This window comes from Pseudarthrobacter sp. AL07, from assembly GCF_029960665.1.
Lineage (GTDB): Bacteria > Actinomycetota > Actinomycetes > Actinomycetales > Micrococcaceae > Arthrobacter.
Map to the genome: position 1 here is coordinate 1 of NZ_JASBRB010000009.1, position 14,973 is coordinate 14,973.

Annotated in this window: 16 protein-coding genes; 8 read left to right on the forward strand and 8 right to left on the reverse strand. The window is 66.2% G+C overall.

The features are described 5' to 3' along the window. Positions 1-1,062, reverse strand: a 1,062-nt coding sequence (locus QK290_RS09675) for an amino acid permease (RefSeq protein ID WP_282330460.1), incomplete at its 3' end; no start/stop codon positions are given. Between the two features lie 368 nt (positions 1,063-1,430). On the opposite strand from QK290_RS09675, the gene QK290_RS09680 reads away from it, so the two are divergent. Next, positions 1,431-2,081, forward strand: a complete 651-nt coding sequence (locus QK290_RS09680) for an MBL fold metallo-hydrolase (protein WP_282330461.1) — start codon at positions 1,431-1,433, stop codon at positions 2,079-2,081. 85 nt (positions 2,082-2,166) lie between these two features. Here QK290_RS09680 and QK290_RS09685 read toward each other — a convergent pair whose 3' ends face one another. Continuing rightward, positions 2,167-4,086 carry a DEAD/DEAH box helicase gene (locus tag QK290_RS09685; protein WP_282330462.1) on the reverse strand — a complete coding sequence of 640 codons (1,920 nt, stop codon included), beginning with the start codon at positions 4,084-4,086 and terminating at the stop codon, positions 2,167-2,169. A 342-nt stretch (positions 4,087-4,428) separates the two neighbouring features. On the opposite strand from QK290_RS09685, the gene QK290_RS09690 reads away from it, so the two are divergent. Next, positions 4,429-5,154 (forward strand): class I SAM-dependent methyltransferase, encoded by a 726-nt coding sequence (locus tag QK290_RS09690; protein WP_282330463.1) that lies wholly within the window; start codon positions 4,429-4,431, stop codon positions 5,152-5,154. 66 nt (positions 5,155-5,220) lie between these two features. On the opposite strand, the gene QK290_RS09695 is transcribed toward QK290_RS09690, so the two are convergent. Together QK290_RS09695 and QK290_RS09700 are read right to left on the reverse strand one after the other, a co-directional pair. Next, on the reverse strand, positions 5,221-6,597 hold the full coding sequence (locus tag QK290_RS09695; RefSeq protein WP_282330464.1) for an MFS transporter: 1,377 nt from the start codon (positions 6,595-6,597) through the stop codon (positions 5,221-5,223). Position 6,598: 1 nt separating this feature from the next. Beyond that, complete coding sequence (locus tag QK290_RS09700; protein WP_282330465.1) at positions 6,599-7,930, reverse strand: MFS transporter; 1,332 nt, start codon at positions 7,928-7,930, stop codon at positions 6,599-6,601. Between the two features lie 163 nt (positions 7,931-8,093). On the opposite strand from QK290_RS09700, the gene QK290_RS09705 reads away from it, so the two are divergent. From QK290_RS09705 to trmB, 3 genes are all read left to right on the forward strand, one after another. Next, complete coding sequence (locus tag QK290_RS09705; RefSeq protein ID WP_282330466.1) at positions 8,094-8,336, forward strand: hypothetical protein; 243 nt, start codon at positions 8,094-8,096, stop codon at positions 8,334-8,336. Then, complete coding sequence (locus QK290_RS09710) at positions 8,333-8,503, forward strand: hypothetical protein (RefSeq protein ID WP_282330467.1); 171 nt, start codon at positions 8,333-8,335, stop codon at positions 8,501-8,503. Before QK290_RS09705 ends, QK290_RS09710 begins: the two co-directional genes overlap by 4 nt. Before the next feature lie 116 nt (positions 8,504-8,619). Then, positions 8,620-9,543: a tRNA (guanosine(46)-N7)-methyltransferase TrmB gene (gene trmB, locus QK290_RS09715; protein WP_282330468.1), complete on the forward strand. Its 924-nt coding sequence runs from the start codon at positions 8,620-8,622 to the stop codon at positions 9,541-9,543. Positions 9,544-9,558: 15 nt separating this feature from the next. On the opposite strand, the gene QK290_RS09720 is transcribed toward trmB, so the two are convergent. Further along, positions 9,559-10,005, reverse strand: coding sequence for a hypothetical protein (locus QK290_RS09720; RefSeq protein ID WP_282330469.1), 447 nt, complete (start codon positions 10,003-10,005; stop codon positions 9,559-9,561). Positions 10,006-10,068: 63 nt separating this feature from the next. Then, positions 10,069-11,658 (reverse strand): hypothetical protein, encoded by a 1,590-nt coding sequence (locus QK290_RS09725; RefSeq protein WP_282330470.1) that lies wholly within the window; start codon positions 11,656-11,658, stop codon positions 10,069-10,071. A gap of 226 nt (positions 11,659-11,884) precedes the next feature. On the opposite strand from QK290_RS09725, the gene QK290_RS09730 reads away from it, so the two are divergent. Next, positions 11,885-12,742: a DUF1206 domain-containing protein gene (locus QK290_RS09730; RefSeq protein ID WP_282330546.1), complete on the forward strand. Its 858-nt coding sequence runs from the start codon at positions 11,885-11,887 to the stop codon at positions 12,740-12,742. Between the two features lie 31 nt (positions 12,743-12,773). Continuing rightward, positions 12,774-13,256, forward strand: coding sequence for an SRPBCC family protein (locus QK290_RS09735; RefSeq protein ID WP_282330471.1), 483 nt, complete (start codon positions 12,774-12,776; stop codon positions 13,254-13,256). Between the two features lie 14 nt (positions 13,257-13,270). Here QK290_RS09735 and QK290_RS09740 read toward each other — a convergent pair whose 3' ends face one another. Both QK290_RS09740 and QK290_RS09745 read right to left on the reverse strand, forming a co-directional pair. Next, complete coding sequence (locus QK290_RS09740; protein ID WP_282330472.1) at positions 13,271-13,936, reverse strand: zf-HC2 domain-containing protein; 666 nt, start codon at positions 13,934-13,936, stop codon at positions 13,271-13,273. Continuing rightward, entirely contained in the window at positions 13,933-14,433 is a 501-nt protein-coding gene (locus tag QK290_RS09745) for a sigma-70 family RNA polymerase sigma factor (RefSeq protein WP_282330473.1), read from the reverse strand. The genes QK290_RS09740 and QK290_RS09745 overlap by 4 nt, the downstream gene beginning before the upstream one ends. 238 nt (positions 14,434-14,671) lie before the next feature. Here QK290_RS09745 and QK290_RS09750 point away from each other — a divergent pair, with 238 nt between their 5' ends. Next, positions 14,672-14,953, forward strand: coding sequence for a hypothetical protein (locus tag QK290_RS09750; protein ID WP_348994455.1), 282 nt, complete (start codon positions 14,672-14,674; stop codon positions 14,951-14,953). Positions 14,954-14,973: the final 20 nt, after the last annotated feature.

The window sequence follows — 14,973 nt, forward strand, 5'->3', positions numbered from 1 at the left end:
GACACAGACCACCGAAACATAGCCCACGGTGGTACCCATCAGGATGGCACGGCGCGGAACGCCGCCCTTGGAGAGCTTGGTGAAGAACTTCGGCGCATCGCCGTTGCGCGTGAGGGCAAACAGCATCCGCGAGGTGGTGTACAAGGCGGAGTTCAGGCAGGAGAGCACTGCGGTGAGGACGATGAAGTTCATGATGGTGGACACCGCCGGGATGCCCATGACGTCCAGCACGGCCGCATAGGGGCTCACCCCGACGCCCTCGGCATCCCACCTCTGGATCGCGACCACCACGAAGATCGAGCCGACGTAGAAGGTCACCACCCGGGCCACGATGGAGCGCATGGCCTTCTTGACGGAACGCTCGGGGTCTTCCGACTCGGCGGCCGCGATCGTGATGATTTCCGCCCCGGTGTAGAAAGCCACACAGGGAACGACGGCGGCCAGCACAGCTCCCCAGCCCAGCGGCGTGAACCCGCCGTGGTCAAACAGGTTGCCGATGCCCGGGGTCGAGTCGGGCCACAGTCCGGTGATCCAGAGAACGCCCAGCCCCAGGAACAGGACGATGGCCACGACTTTGATGGAGCTGAACCAGTACTCGAATTCACCGAAGGAGCGGGCGGAAACCATGTTCGTGGCGCTTAGTACAACCATCAGGCCCAGGCTGAGCAGCCATAGCGGAACCATGGGGAACCACAGTTGGATGATCCGGCCGCCGGCAATCGCCTCGACGGCCACCACAATCACAAAGAAATACCAGTACATCCAGCCGGTAGCGAAGCCGGCCCGCTGCCCGAGTGCCTGCCGTGCGTAGACGTAGAAAGATCCCACCACCGGACGCGCTACGGCCATTTCGGCCAGCATCCGCATGAGGAGCAAGGTGATAACGCCTGCGATCGCAAAAGAGACGATGGCTGCAGGGCCGGTACTGCTGATCACAACGCCACTGCCGACGAACAGCCCGGCACCGATGACGCCCCCAATGGCGATCAGGTTCATATGTCTGTTCTTGAGGCCCTTGCTGAGACCGGCGTTGTCGGCCTGCCGGGGTTCGGCTTGATACACGTTTCCTCCAAGATGCTCTGACGAAACCCGTTGAAGTGCACTTCGGTGCCCGCGCCACGAAGCGCGAAGCCAGGTCCACCGGAGGTAGCAGTCCGCAATGATAGCTGCCGAGTGATACCAATCACTCCTCCTGGTGTAGCCATAAACCTACGGAGATGCTGGAGAAGTGCACAGTGCCAGATCAAATAAAAAAGAGGGAGCCAGCGTGAAGGCTTGGGTCCAAAAGGTCCAGCGATGGCTGCAATCGGGCCCGGAAACGCACGCTCCAGCACCCCCCGTGGCCTACGCGTTCCGATAGTGGAAGCCGCGGAAGCCATGGGCGGGGCCGGTGCAGCAGGAGTCCCAGGACCGTGAATAAACTGAACCCCATGGACACCCTCATTCACGACTTACGGGACATCACCATCCGCAGCATCTCCGTCAGCGAGATGAACAACAACGTGTATCTGCTGACCGCGAAAGCCAGCGGTGCACAGCTGCTGATCGATGCCGCGGACGATCTTCAGGCCATCCAGGCGATGCTGGCGGACTCGGCCGCTGATACTGCGGCTGAACCCAAGCTGGCACTCATCGCCACCACGCACCAGCACTGGGACCATGTCCGCGCACTGCCGGCGTTGGTGGAAGCGACGGGCGCACCCACAGCGGCTGGAACGGACGACGCCGACGCGCTGCCGATACCCGTGGACCGGTCCCTGGAGCACGGGGATACCTGCGCCGTGGACGGCTTCGAGCTCACCGCCGTGCACCTGCGCGGCCATACCCCGGGATCGATCGCGTATGTGTACCAGGACCCGGATGGGGCTGCCCACATCTTCAGCGGGGATTCATTGTTCCCGGGCGGCGTGGGCAACACCCAGCAGGATCCTGAGCGGTTCACGTCCCTGCTGGACGACGTCAACGCGCGGTTGTTCGAGGCCTACCCAGACGACACCGTGGTGCACCCGGGCCATGGCAGCCCCACCACCCTGGGCGTGGAACGCCCGCATCTCGGGGAGTGGCGCGCCCGCGGTTGGTAGGGCTTACGGCGATCGAGCCTACGTAAAGGTTTCGCTCCCCAATCGCCCGGTGGTTGAGCGGGGAGCGAAACCGAGGTAGTGCTGACTAGCGGCTGCGGCGTTCGTTCGAGGCCGGAGCCGACGCGCGGCGGGGACCGCTGCGTGCCGGACGGCCACTGCCGCCACCGTTGCCGCCACCGTTACCGGCGTACGAGCCACCGGACGTGCCGCCGGTGTTGGAGGACCAAACAGCCTTGTTGCCGCCGTTGCCGGAGTTACCCGTTGAGGCACCGGCGCGCTGGCCGGATCCACCCGTGCGTGCACCGGCACCCGCAGTGCGGGCTCCGGCTGCGCGCTGGCCCGTTGCCGGACGTCCGCCGCGCTGTCCGCCGGTGGTAGCCGGGCGGCCCGTGCCGCCACGGGGAGCATCGCTGCGGGTAACGCGTGAATCTGCACGGCCGTCTGAACCGCGGCCAGCCGCTGAACGGCCACCTGCTGCGGGGACGTCGTTGCGGTGCGTGGAGCCGGTGGCCCCGTGGCCGCGGGAGTTGCGGCGAGCAGCAGCTGCCGCAATGGCGCGGTCCTCGTTCTGCTCAGCTACACGGTCAAATGCTGCGCGTGCCTCGGTGCGGCCTTCATAGGCGACAGCGCGGCGCTCGGCGCGGGGAAGATCGGAGCGCGTCGGCTCAGCGGAGACGCGTCCACGTCCACCACGGCCGCCACGGCCACCGGCGGTGGGCCCTTCCTGGCTGCGGCGGGCGCGCTTGCGCTCGGCGTTGGCACCCGTGGAGGTGCCGCCACCCTGCTGTGCGGACTTCTTGGCGAGAAGAGCGGCACGGGTGCGCGGATCGATCTTGTCTGCCATTTCGCCCACGAGTTCGGCAACCAACGGGGAGTTGGCGGTGACGCGCTCGAAGTTGACCTCGACGCCGGCAGCCTTCATCAGCTTCTTGACGTCGGACTGCTGCTCCGGGAGGGTCAGCGTGACAACAGTGCCATCCGAACCTGCGCGGGCCGTACGGCCTGAGCGGTGGAGGTATGCCTTGTGCTCTGTGGGCGGATCCACGTGGATTACCAGTTCGACGTCGTCCACGTGGACGCCGCGGGCCGCGACGTCGGTGGCTACCAGGACGCGGACGTCACCGGAGGAAAACTCGGCCAGGTTGCGGTCACGGGCGTTCTGCGAGAGGTTGCCGTGCAGATCGACGGCGGGGATCCCGGCGTCGGTCAGGGTTTTGGCCAGCTTGCGGGCGTGGTGCTTGGTCCGCATGAAGAGGACGCGGCGGCCGGCGCCGGAGGCGAGCTCGAAGATCAGCTGCTTCTTGACGGTCTGGTCGTTGACCACCAGGACGTGGTGCTCCATGGTGGTCACGGCGGCCTGTGACTCGTCTACCGCGTGGGTCAGCGGGTTGGACAGGTAACGCTGGACGATCTTGTCCACGCCGTTGTCCAGGGTCGCCGAGAACAGCAGGCGTTGGCCCTGGCTGGGGGTCATGTCCATGAGCTTCTTGACCACCGGGAGGAAGCCGAGGTCGGCCATGTGGTCGGCCTCGTCCAGCACGGTGATCTCGACGCCTTCGAGGGTCAGGATGCGCTGGCGGATCAGGTCCTCCAGGCGGCCCGGGCAGGCGATGACGATGTCGACGCCGGCGCGCAGGGCCTTTTCCTGGCGGGCCTGGGAGATGCCGCCGTAGATCACGGTGGTGGTCAGGCCCATGGCCTTGGCCATCGGCTCGATGGTGGCGTTGATCTGGGTGGCCAGCTCGCGGGTCGGTGCGAGGACCAGGCCCATGGGGCGGCCGGGCTTGCGGAAGTGCTTGGCTTCCCGCTCAGCGAGTCGTGCTACAAGCGGGATGGCGAAAGCGATGGTCTTGCCGGAGCCGGTGCGGCCGCGGCCCAGGACGTCGCGTCCGGCCAAGGTGTCCGGAAGGGTCTTGACCTGGATGGGGAACGGCTCAACGATCCCTTGGGCGGTGAGGGTGTCGGCAAGTTCTTTGGGCGTGCCGAGGGCAGCAAAAGTAGTCATATATTTCATGGTCTTTCAGGCGGTATCCATGCGGATATCGGCCCCCGATGCCGGTTGGCTCAAGGGTTTCGCCGAAGAAAAGTCAGGTGATCAACCGTGCTGCTGCCCAATTCAGGGCGGCGGCTGGGACCAAATGGAACGCGTTCATCGACGCAGGATGTGCCTCTCACATGAAAAAACCCGCTTTCCCAAATCAAGGGACTCCGATTTAAGGAGCAAGCGGGCATCACTGCACATCAAGTTCCATAAGCGTACCATCCCTGCGCCCGGGCCTCTTTCAAATACGTGGTGCAGGAGGTGCAGGCGTTGCCTTTGCGTGCCCGGCAGGCGCAGGCTTGAGGCATGACTCAACAGGGTGCGGACCACCACCACACAACGGACGACGGCGGCACCCTGCTTGGGGATGCACCCCAGCGCAGTGCCGCCGAAGTATGGGACGAAAGGTACCGGAGCAAGCCGAAATTCTGGAGCGGGAAACCCAACCCGCAACTGGTCCGCGAAGGCGCGGGACTCAGGCCGGGCAAGGCCCTGGACCTGGGCTGCGGCGAAGGGGCCGACGCCATCTGGCTGGCCCAGCAGGGCTGGACCGTCACCGCCGTCGACGTTTCCGCCGTCGCCCTGGAACGGGCGCTCGGCCATGAAAAGGCGGCCCTGGACCGGGAGAGCATGCACGCCGAGGGAGCGGGTGAAATTGCCAGCCGCATCCACTGGGAACAGTGTGATCTGGAGGAGTGGCAGCCCGCGGCAACGTTTGATCTGGTGTCCTCCCAGTTCCTGCATTCCCCGCATCTGGCGTGGCAGGGTCCGCTGCGGACGGCGGCTGCGGCGGTCAAGCCGGGCGGCACGCTGCTGATCGTGGGCCATCATCCGCACCGCCTGCCCCCGTGGGGAAACCACACCAGAGCGGAGATGTTCTACACCCCGGCGCAGCTCGTGACGGAGCTCGGCCTGGACTCGCCGGACTGGCAGCTCGAGGTCAACACCACGCGGGAGCGGGCAGCGTCAGGTCCGGACGGCGAGGAAGCCATCATCGGGGACACCGTACTCCGCGCCACCCGCCTGGCTTGAGTTTTTGTCCAGATAAAGCGCCTTCGCCAGGCATTGGACGGCATTATGTGGACAAAAACTCCGGGGTTAGCGCGAAACCCGCGGCGCCACCGCAACCGCGGCGCCGGCCACCACTGCCGTCAGTGCGAAAACCCCCGCGAACGATTCCGCCGTCGTCGTAAACGCGGCGAACACGATGCCCGTGGCAGCGAGCGCCAGCGCCCCGCCCAGCGAGTCCGAAATGGACATCGCCGAGCTGTTGAAACCCTCGTTTTCCTTGGTGGACATGGCGAGTGTCATCACGCTGAGCCGCGGATACAGCAGCCCCATGCCGCCGCCGGCGAAGAGCCAGCCGGCAATCGCGACGGCGGCAGGCCAGTGGAGTGCCGACGTCGCCAACGTGAGGAGGATGGCCCCCAGCAGGAGCGCTGAGCCGATGCGCACGGCCACCCGGTGCTGCAGCCGGGCGCCGAGGCGGCCCTGGATGGCGGCAGCGGCGGCCCACGACAACGCGCCTCCCGTGAGCGCCAGGCCAGCGAACGTCGGCGGGAACTGGTACTCCTCGATCAACAGGTACGGCAAGTAAACTTCGGCGCCGAAAAACGCGGCAGACGCCAGTCCGCGGGTCAGGATCACACCGGGCAGGCCGCGGCGGGCGAGCAGTGTTCCGCGAGGTACCAGCGGACGTACGGCTACAAGAGCAATCGCGACGGCGGCCGCAGCCAGGAGTGCCGGCGCGGCGGTGAAGCCCGCGATTCTGACTCCGGCGGAGAGGTTCAGCCCCAGTACAGCGAGCGCGGCGAGCGCTGCCCACGCGAGCCGACCCAACGCCCAGGGCGGGACCGGGGCCTGCTCAGAGGGCCGGTCAATGCCGCGGAGCACCGGAACGATCATCACCACAGCGGGAACCACCAGCCCTACCACTCCCAGGAACACCCAGTGCCAGCTCAGGACTTCCGCCACGATGCCGGCCGCGAACGGGCCAACCAGGGACGGTATCACCCAGGCGGCGGAGAAGGCAGCGAAGATCCCGGGGTGCAGGACGGCCGGGTAGACGCGGGCCACCACCACGTAGAGCGCAACAGTCAGAGCACCGCCACCGAGCCCCTGCACCAGGCGGCCGGCAACCAGAATGGGCATGGAAACGGCCGTGCCCGCGATGATCAGGCCCAGCACGAACAGGGCAACTGAGGCATACAGCGGGACGGTTGGCCCGCGCCGGTCCGACCAGTTTCCGGCCGCCACCATGCCGATCACGCCGGTTGCCAGCGGACCGGCGAACGCAAGGGCATACAGGCTGGCGCCGTCGAGTTCACGGCTGACGACGGGCATAATGGTGGTCACCGCGAGCGATTCGAACGCCGCGAGGAACACGAGGGCACACGCGCCGATGGTCACCCACAGGTACGGTCGCTGCAGGATCCCGGCCGTAGGGTCTGTCGTTGGGAGCGTGGAATCGCGCATGTTATCGGCGCGGCTGGGTGGAGTCGCCGATGTAGCGGTTCCGGCCCGCTCGGTAGCCGAACACCGCCGCCAGCGAACCGACCACCAGGAACAGCACCCCGGCGGCGGTGAACGATCCCGTGGCCTGGTGCAGCTGGCCCACCATCAGCGTGCCGGTGGAACCCAGCCCGTAACCCACGCCCTGCATCATCCCGGACAGGTGCGCAGCGGTGTGCCCGTCGCGGGTCCGCAGCATGATCATGGTCAGGGCCACCGCGGTGAGGCTTCCCTGCCCCAGTCCCAGCAGCCCGGTCCACGCCCAGATGAGTTCCAGGGGTCCGAAGATGCTCAGCGCAAACCCGCAGCCGGTCATCAGCGCCACCACCACAGCGATGGCGCGCTGGTCACGGAATCCCGCCGCCAGCGCCGGGGCAAACAGCGAGCCCAGCATCTGGAGCACGATCGAAAGTGAAACCATCAGTCCGGCCGTTCCGCCGTCCACGCCACGTTCGCGCAGGATCGGCGCCAGCCATGCAAAGACGCTGAAGGACATCATGGCCTGCAGCACCATAAAGATAGTCACCTGCCACGCCACCGCCGAACGCCACACATTGATGCCGAGGTGGCCGTCCTGGTGCCGGACAGGGTGCTGGCGCAGCGCCACCGGCAGGAACAGCAAAAGTACGACGGCGGCAGGAACCGCCCAGAACCACAGAGCCGAGGTCCACTCCCCCGTCGCCGCGAAGACGGGGTATGTAAAGCCGGCTCCGAGGGCGGCCGAGGCGCAGATGGCCGTGGTGTACAGCCCGCCCATGAGGCCCAACCGGTGCGGGAAATCACGCTTCACCAGCCCCGGAAGTAGGACGTTGCACAAGGCGATGGCGGCACCGCAGGCGGCAGTTCCGGCCAGCAGGGTTGGGAGGTGGCCGGCACCTGGCACCAGGCCGCCGATGTCCGTGGGCCGCAGCAGCAGCCCTGCCGTGAGCACTGACATGGCGGCGAGCAGGACTCGTTCGGCTCCAAACCGGCGGGCCAGCACGGGGGCCAGCGGCGCGAAGACGCCCAGTAGCGTGACGGGCACGGTGGTGAGCACCACGACGGCCCAGCCCGGCAGGCCGGCGTCGGACGTGATCTCCGGAAGAACCGCCGCGAAACTGGAGAAAACCGTGCGGAGGTTCAGCCCGATAAGAACCAGGCAGAGGCCCAAGTATGCCAGGGCGCGGCGGCTGCTCTGGGGGCTTTCCGGACCGCCTCCCGACTGGCCCGGAAGGCGCGTAGGGGCTGCTGGGGGGACGTCGTCGATTTCGGCGTCGACCAGCAGTCCAGGCACGTCAACGTTGTCAGCACGGGTCACGGGGACCATTCTGTCACCACGTTGTCTTGACCTGTGCTCACCCGCCCACGCTAAGTACACGGAATGTTATCCACATAGGCCGGAAAAGGGCTGGCGGCCCGGCTGAGGCGAACTTACTTTGGGAACAGCACGCAATGTCCAGCCACAACATTCTGGAGAAACCATGAGCCTCGCACCATTGCAGGATCCGTCCGTTGCGCCCGGCCCGGCCGCGGCAAAAGCCCACGGCAGCGGCGAAGGCACAGCCAGCCTCGTCTTCAGCTTGGTTGCGCCCGCCAGCATTTTTTTGACCGGTCCGCTCAGCCGTGTGGCAGTACTCTACTCCGGCCCTTCTGACGGCGCGGGGAGACTGGATGTGTCTGCTCCCTGGGTGCTGTGGAGTTACCCGGTGATATTTACCCGGTGATATTTACCCTGCTGGCAGTGACGCTCGGCGTCGTTTCACTCCGCGTATTCGCGCGCCGATCCACCGGCTGGCGGGCGGGCGTGGCTGCTTTGTGGATATCGGCGGCCGAGGTTGCGGTGGGTCTGCTGCTCGTGCTCAGGAACGGGGATTTCATGATCCTGCCGTAGGTTCCGTGATGCTTTCTGAAGTATCCGGGCAACCGTTCTGACCTTCCAATGCCTAGGGTCCTGGGCACACGGGCTGGGCCCAGACCGCCGGCGCGCTCCCGGGTATTCTGGAAGGGATGAGCGAATCCCCAGAATCCCCCCAGCCTCCGCATGTACCGCGCCCGGTGACGCCCGGAACCCAGGCGTCTTTCGGCACTTACGGCGGCAGGCCCGTGAGCTTCGTGCGCCGCGGTACCCGTCTCCAGGGACGCCGCCAGACGGCGTGGGAAGAGCACTCGGACCGGTGGGCGCTGGACGTGCCCCGGCACGTCGCCAACACCTCGGTCCACCCGGATTACACGTTCGACGCCGAGGCCGAGTTCGGCCGCAAGGCACCGCTCATCGTGGAAATCGGGTCCGGACTGGGCGATGCCATCTGCCACGCGGCCGAGGAAAACCCGGGCACGGACTTCCTGGCCGTGGAGGTCTATACGCCGGGCTTGGCCAACACCATCATCAAGATCAACAGCCGCGGGCTGAACAACGTCCGGGTGGTGGAAGCCAACGCGCCCGAGGTCCTCGCCACCATGCTGCCGGCCGGTTCCGTAAGCGAACTGTGGGTGTTTTTCCCCGACCCCTGGCACAAGTCACGGCACCACAAGCGCCGACTCATCCAGCCGGAGTTTGCCGAACTGGCAGCACGGGCACTCACCAAGGACGGCCTGTGGCGGGTCGCCACGGACTGGTCCAACTACGCCGTCCACGTCCGCGACGTCCTGGCGGACTCGCCGGACTTCGAAAACCTCCACACCGGCGAGCGCCACGGACCCGAAAGCCCGCTCACCCAGGTATGGCAATCCGGCGTCGAAACCCTCGTGGGCGGAGCGCCCGTCCGCGAGGGCCGGGCGCCGGTAAGCACCGCACACACCGGCCCCAACGAGGGCGTGGACGAAGCAGGCGGCTGGGCCCCCCGCTTCGAAGGCCGGATCCGCACCAGTTTCGAGGCGAAGGCCCACGAGGCCGGCCGGCTGATCTTCGACCTCTGCTACCGCCGGCGCTGAGCGCCGGAACCGGTGTCAGCTCGCTCTGATGGAAGCGACGATCTCCTTGAGCATCCCCAGCCGCGGCTCGATCTCCGGGTTCACATACGGCCAGATCACCACAACACCAAGGAAACGGTCGTTCTCCCAGACGCCCACGGTGGCCGCGATCCTCGCTTCGCCCGCCGGATCCGTGTACCCAACCACGACGGCGTACGAGGACTTTCCGGGAATGTTCAGTTCGCCTTCGGCCAGGATGGTCCCGGCGCGGTCTTCAAGGTAGAAGCCTGACATCAGGTGTGCCCAGCCGTTGGCCTGCGCGGCCCCGGTCACGGAGGTGTCGTCCTTGATGACCGTCACCAGGACGCCGCCCAGGAGGCCATATTGCTCGGTGTTTGGCCCGGCGGCGGAGTCCTCCAGAACCTGGGTGTGCTCGGGGAAGTCTGCCGTGAATCCCAGCGGGGATTCGATACGCACTGACATGGTTGCTCCTTAGCGGTAAGTCTTGGCTGGGCTGGTTTGCACGTGCGGATCCGGCATGGGACGTCAGAGCTTCTCGAGCTTGGTGTCGTTCGGGACCTTATAGTACGTGGACACGTTGGTGGTTGCCTTGTTCTCGGTTTTGACCTCCACCTCGCCGGCCTTGAGGTCAATGCCGAACTCGTTGGACGCCGTGACCACGTGGTTCGCCTGGACGGTGGCGGAGCCTGCCTCGTAGAGCTTGGCGGCGTCCTGGCCGGCCGCAACGTTGTCCCCCAGCGCCACGTTGCGCATGTAGCTGTCGATCACGGCCGCGTTCTCCGGCGAGTACTCGACCTCGATCTTCACGGTGCCCTGCGCGCCTACCGTCAGGCTGGACTCAGCCTTGGCGCCCTGGAGGTCGGGGCCCGCGGTTGCGCCCTCCGCAACGGTGCCCTCCATGGATACGGCGATCGAGTCCATGTTGCCGTGCTTATCTAGGTTCACTTCCAGGCCGCCCTTGCCCGAGGCCTCGAATACCCTGCCGTCCAGGTTCAGCTTGCCCTGGGCGGACACCTCGGCACTGGCGGTTGCCGTGCCGTCCGTCAGGTTCCGCTCGTAGGCCAGGTCAAGCTTCGCCGAGCCCGAAGCGGGACCGGATTCGCCCTCGGCTTCCAGGGAGAGGGTTCCCTTGGCTTTGTCGTCGTGGCCGGTGGAGCCGTTGCCGTCCGCAGCATCGTTGATGGTGTCCAGGATGTAGCCAGGCGGGTTGCCGGCCACATCCTTGATCTCACCCACGCTGTCCGGCGGGAGATCCGTGTAAATCTGGTTGCGGGCGGCCATGGCCTCTTCAACGCTGCCGAATTTGTACTCGCGAGAGGCCTCCCCGTTGAGTGTGACCCCGGCCGTACCGGTGGTGTCGTTCACGCCTAGACCAACGTTGCCGTAGACCTTCATCGTGGCCGAACCATCAGCATTCTCCACCACCACGGTGCCTACCTCCGCGCCGGCGTGGAACCAAGCAACCCGGGCGTCAAGGGAGGCCTTGCCACTCTCCGTGTAGACGGGAGTTTCTGTCTTGGCGAGTTCACGGAGATGGGCACTGGCCTGGTCCTGGGCGGACTGGGGAATCCCGCCGTCCATCCTCATAAGGTCCTCGGCGAAGGGACCATTCTCGTCTTCGCCTTCGATCAGATATTTCCGGTCTTCCTCTGACAGGCCGGCCCACCACTTGGCCTGCTCTTCCGGGCTGGCCTTGAGCATGTCATCCAGGCCCTGTTTCAGCTCCTGGCGGTGGGCCTCAGCCGCTGCCGCCTTCGCTTTTTGTTCCTCCAGCCAGTTCTGCGCCCGGCTGCCCAGGTCCTTGAGCCTGTCCAGAATGCTGGGGCTGGGGCCACCGCCGCCGCTGCCGGTCTCTGCAGAGGACTGTTCCTGCTCGTTTGCGTGCTGCAGGAGCAGCTTGGAGTTGTGGCGGAGGCTCGATGCCACCCGCTCCAGGCTGGGGCGGTGGTTGCCCGACCAGTCCTGCCGGAACAGCTCACCATCGGTGCCCTTCCACGGCGCGGACTGGATCTGGCCCTGCAGGGAGCTGGCCCGGCTGCTGAGCAGCGCCGCCGCCTTGTCAACAGCCTTCGCCAGCTCCCGAAGCTGACTGACGTCCGCGCCGTAAAAGGTCATAGTGGCTCCCCCGGAGAGTTATAAGAGTTAGATCAATCGCTGGACATATCGTCGCACGGCAATAAGTCTCCCGCGATGGGGATCACTACCCATAGCAGGAGCACCCGCCCCTCACCAGGTCCGGGACGGAACTGGGCGCGCGGACCGGAACTGTTCGCGGGTCTGTTCGCGGGTCGCCAAGCGTGGCACGATTGGGCTTGTGCAGGGGGCACACAAATATGCGCCGCTGCGGCGCCGGCCCGAAGGAACCGCCATCAAAAGAGAACTCAGGCAGGCCGCCGATGCGGCGGAGGGTGCCACTAATTCACGCACGTTGGAACTGCTCGCGCGGGCAGGGTTCGCGGCCAGCGGTGTCCTGCACTTCCTGGTAGGCCTCATCGCCATCCGGCTCGCCATGGGTGGCGGCGGAAGCGCCGACTTCAGCGGCGCCGTGTCAGAGCTCGCCAGCCAGCCCGCCGGGCCGTTCCTACTCTGGGCAAGCTTTGCCGCCTGCGCCGCCCTTGCACTGTGGCAGACCAGCGATGCCATCTTCGACTACAACGGACTGCCGACGAAGAAAAAGGCCGGCAAGAAACTCAAGGCAGCGGCACAGGCTCTGGTATTCGCCGGCTTGGCCCTGACGCTTGTCTCCTTTGCCATGGGAACCGGTTCCGGCGGTGACAACCAGAAGTCCGTGAGCGACTTCACCGCGACCGTGATGAAGGCACCCGGCGGTGTGGCACTCCTGGTACTGGTGGGGGTGGGAATTGCCGTCACCGGGGTGATCTATGGCATCCGTGGCATCAAGAAGTCCTTCGAGAAGCACCTGAAGATGCCTGCGGATCCCCGGGCCCGCACCGCCGTCAGCGTGCTGGGCGTGACAGGGTACGTTGCCAAGGGGACTGTCTTGTTCCTCACCGGACTGCTCATCACGATCGCCACCCTGCGCGCGCACCCGGAGGAATCAACGGGCCTTGACGGCGGGCTCAAGGCCCTGCGGGAGCAGCCCTTCGGCGTTTACCTGCTTGCGGCGGTGGGCGCCGGACTGATCTGCTACGGCATCTACATGGTGGTCAGGGCGCGCCTGGCCAAGATGAACCAGTAGGCCACCAGTTCACCCCGGCTAGGGTGGGTCCATGCCCCAGGTACGCGCCGAACGCCACATCCGCCTCGATCCGGAGACAGTCTTTGCCCTCTCCCAGACCACCGGTGCGTTCCGGCTCAAATGGGACCCGTTCATCTCCGCACAAGGTTTCCTGAACAGCGCAACATCCGCCGGAAAGGGCGTCCGGACGCGGACCGTGTCCCGCCTGGGCCTGGTGATGGTGAGTGAATACGTTTCCTATGCGCCACCCAAGAACGTGGGCATGACCATGGTGTCCGGACCGTGGTTCTTCGGGAATTTCGGAGGCGGCTGGCGGTTCACCGCGGACGACGGCGGCACCCGCGCCGTCTGGAAGTACACCTTTTCGTGCCGCCCAGCCTGGTTGCGGCCGGTGGCTGAGCGGATGGGCGCCTGGCTCCTGGGCCGTGAGATCAGCAAAAGGATCGAAGCGTTTGCCCGGGCCTGTGAGGACCCCGGACTCGTGGCGGAGTTCCGAGCCCTCCACGCACAGTAATCCTGGCCAGGGGATTACGGCACCGTGATGGTAGCAACGGCCTGCTGGGTTTCATCCCGCAGTTCCAGGCTGGCGATGCTGGCCAGCTGTACGGGCGTGGCGCCCGTAACCTTCACCCTCCCGCTGGGCGTTGCGGTCCAGGCACAGGCCCGGTCCTCGCCGCCGTTGCGGTCCCGGATCCAGAGCGAGAGGGTTCCGTCCAGCGGCAGCTTGCTGCCGTCCACGGCCAGCTCGGTGCCCCATGCTTTCTTGGCAAGGTCGATGCTGAACTGCAGGCCATTGCCGGACTGGACCGAATAGCTGGCGTCCGGAGCCGGCGGCCGGCTGAGCAGCGGCGCCGCGGCCAGGCCCAAGGCGACGCACGCGGCGGCGACGGCGCCCACCAGCGCCGCCCACCGCCGTCGTAATTTGCGACGGCGGGTGGCCAGTTCATCGAGGACCGTGAGGGGCGCTGAACTGGCTGGCTCAGGGGCAACCCCGTGGCGGGCAGTCCCGGTCAGCGCCACCGCGTCCGGGACCGGCAGCGCGTCCAGCAGGGCCGGCAGGCTTTCGAACTCGGCGAGTTCGGTCCGGCAATCCGCACAGGACTCGAGGTGGGCTTCGAAACGTTGCGAATCCGCGGGGTCAAGCCCACCGAGTACATAGGCGCCCATCAAGTGATGCAGCTGAGAATCGGTCACCGTTCCACCCCCATTTCATCCAGGATGATCCGCAGCGCCCTGACCGCGTAGTAGGCGCGGGACTTCACGGTTCCGCTGGGGATGTTCAGCTGCACGGCGGCCTCGTTGACGGTGAAACGGCGGTAGTGGAGTGCCACGAGGACATCGCGGTGTTCGGCGCTGAGCCGGAGCAGCGCCTCCTCCATAAGCACACGGTTAAGGAGTTCATCCACGCGTTCCACGGCCTGCGCGGGATCAGCGAGGTCGCGTTCCATCACTTCGGCCGGGCGCCGTTGGGCTTTGCGGTAGTTGTCGATCATGATGTTCCGGGCGGTCCGGAACAGGTAGCTGCGCAAGCTTCCGGTGATATCCGGGGCCTGCTGCCAGACGCGCAGCACGGTCTCCTGAACCACGTCCTCCGCCAGCTGTGGGTCACGCGATGCGCTGAGGACAAAGCGGCGCAACGGTGCGCCGTGTTCGCGGTAGATCGCCGCCACCACGTCCTCATCCAGCGGCATGCCGCCCCCTCCTGTCCCTGATCCAGTCCTCGCCCCTTAACTGCGGGCCCATGGTTCCCCTCTTCCCCAGCGAAACGCTGAAGCTCGGCGCATACATGCGATACAACGTCCGTGACCGGAAAACGGTTCACTTTGATCCATTCTTCACCCTGGCGCGTCGTGCCGGTTAGTGCCCCTTGATCCGTCACCGGGCCCCATCCGAGGAGTATCCCCATGAAACAGTATCTGGGCACGGGTCTTGCAGCGCTGGCCGTCGTGGCCGCACTTTCCGGCTGCGGCGGCCAGGCCTGGAACCACCACAACCGCCGCCGCCGCCGTCGACCTCAGGGCAGCGTCCTCCAGCGCCGGCAACATCGTGGTTGATTCCGCTGGCATGAGCCTGTACTTCTTCACCAAGGATGTGAAGGACTCCGGCACGAGCGCCTGCACCGGAGAGTGCCTCACCGCGTGGCCACCGCTCCTCACTACCGCGGGCACGCCGGCCGGGGAAATGATCCGGACCGCGTCGTCAGGCTACTGAGCGTCCCGGCGCTTACGGAT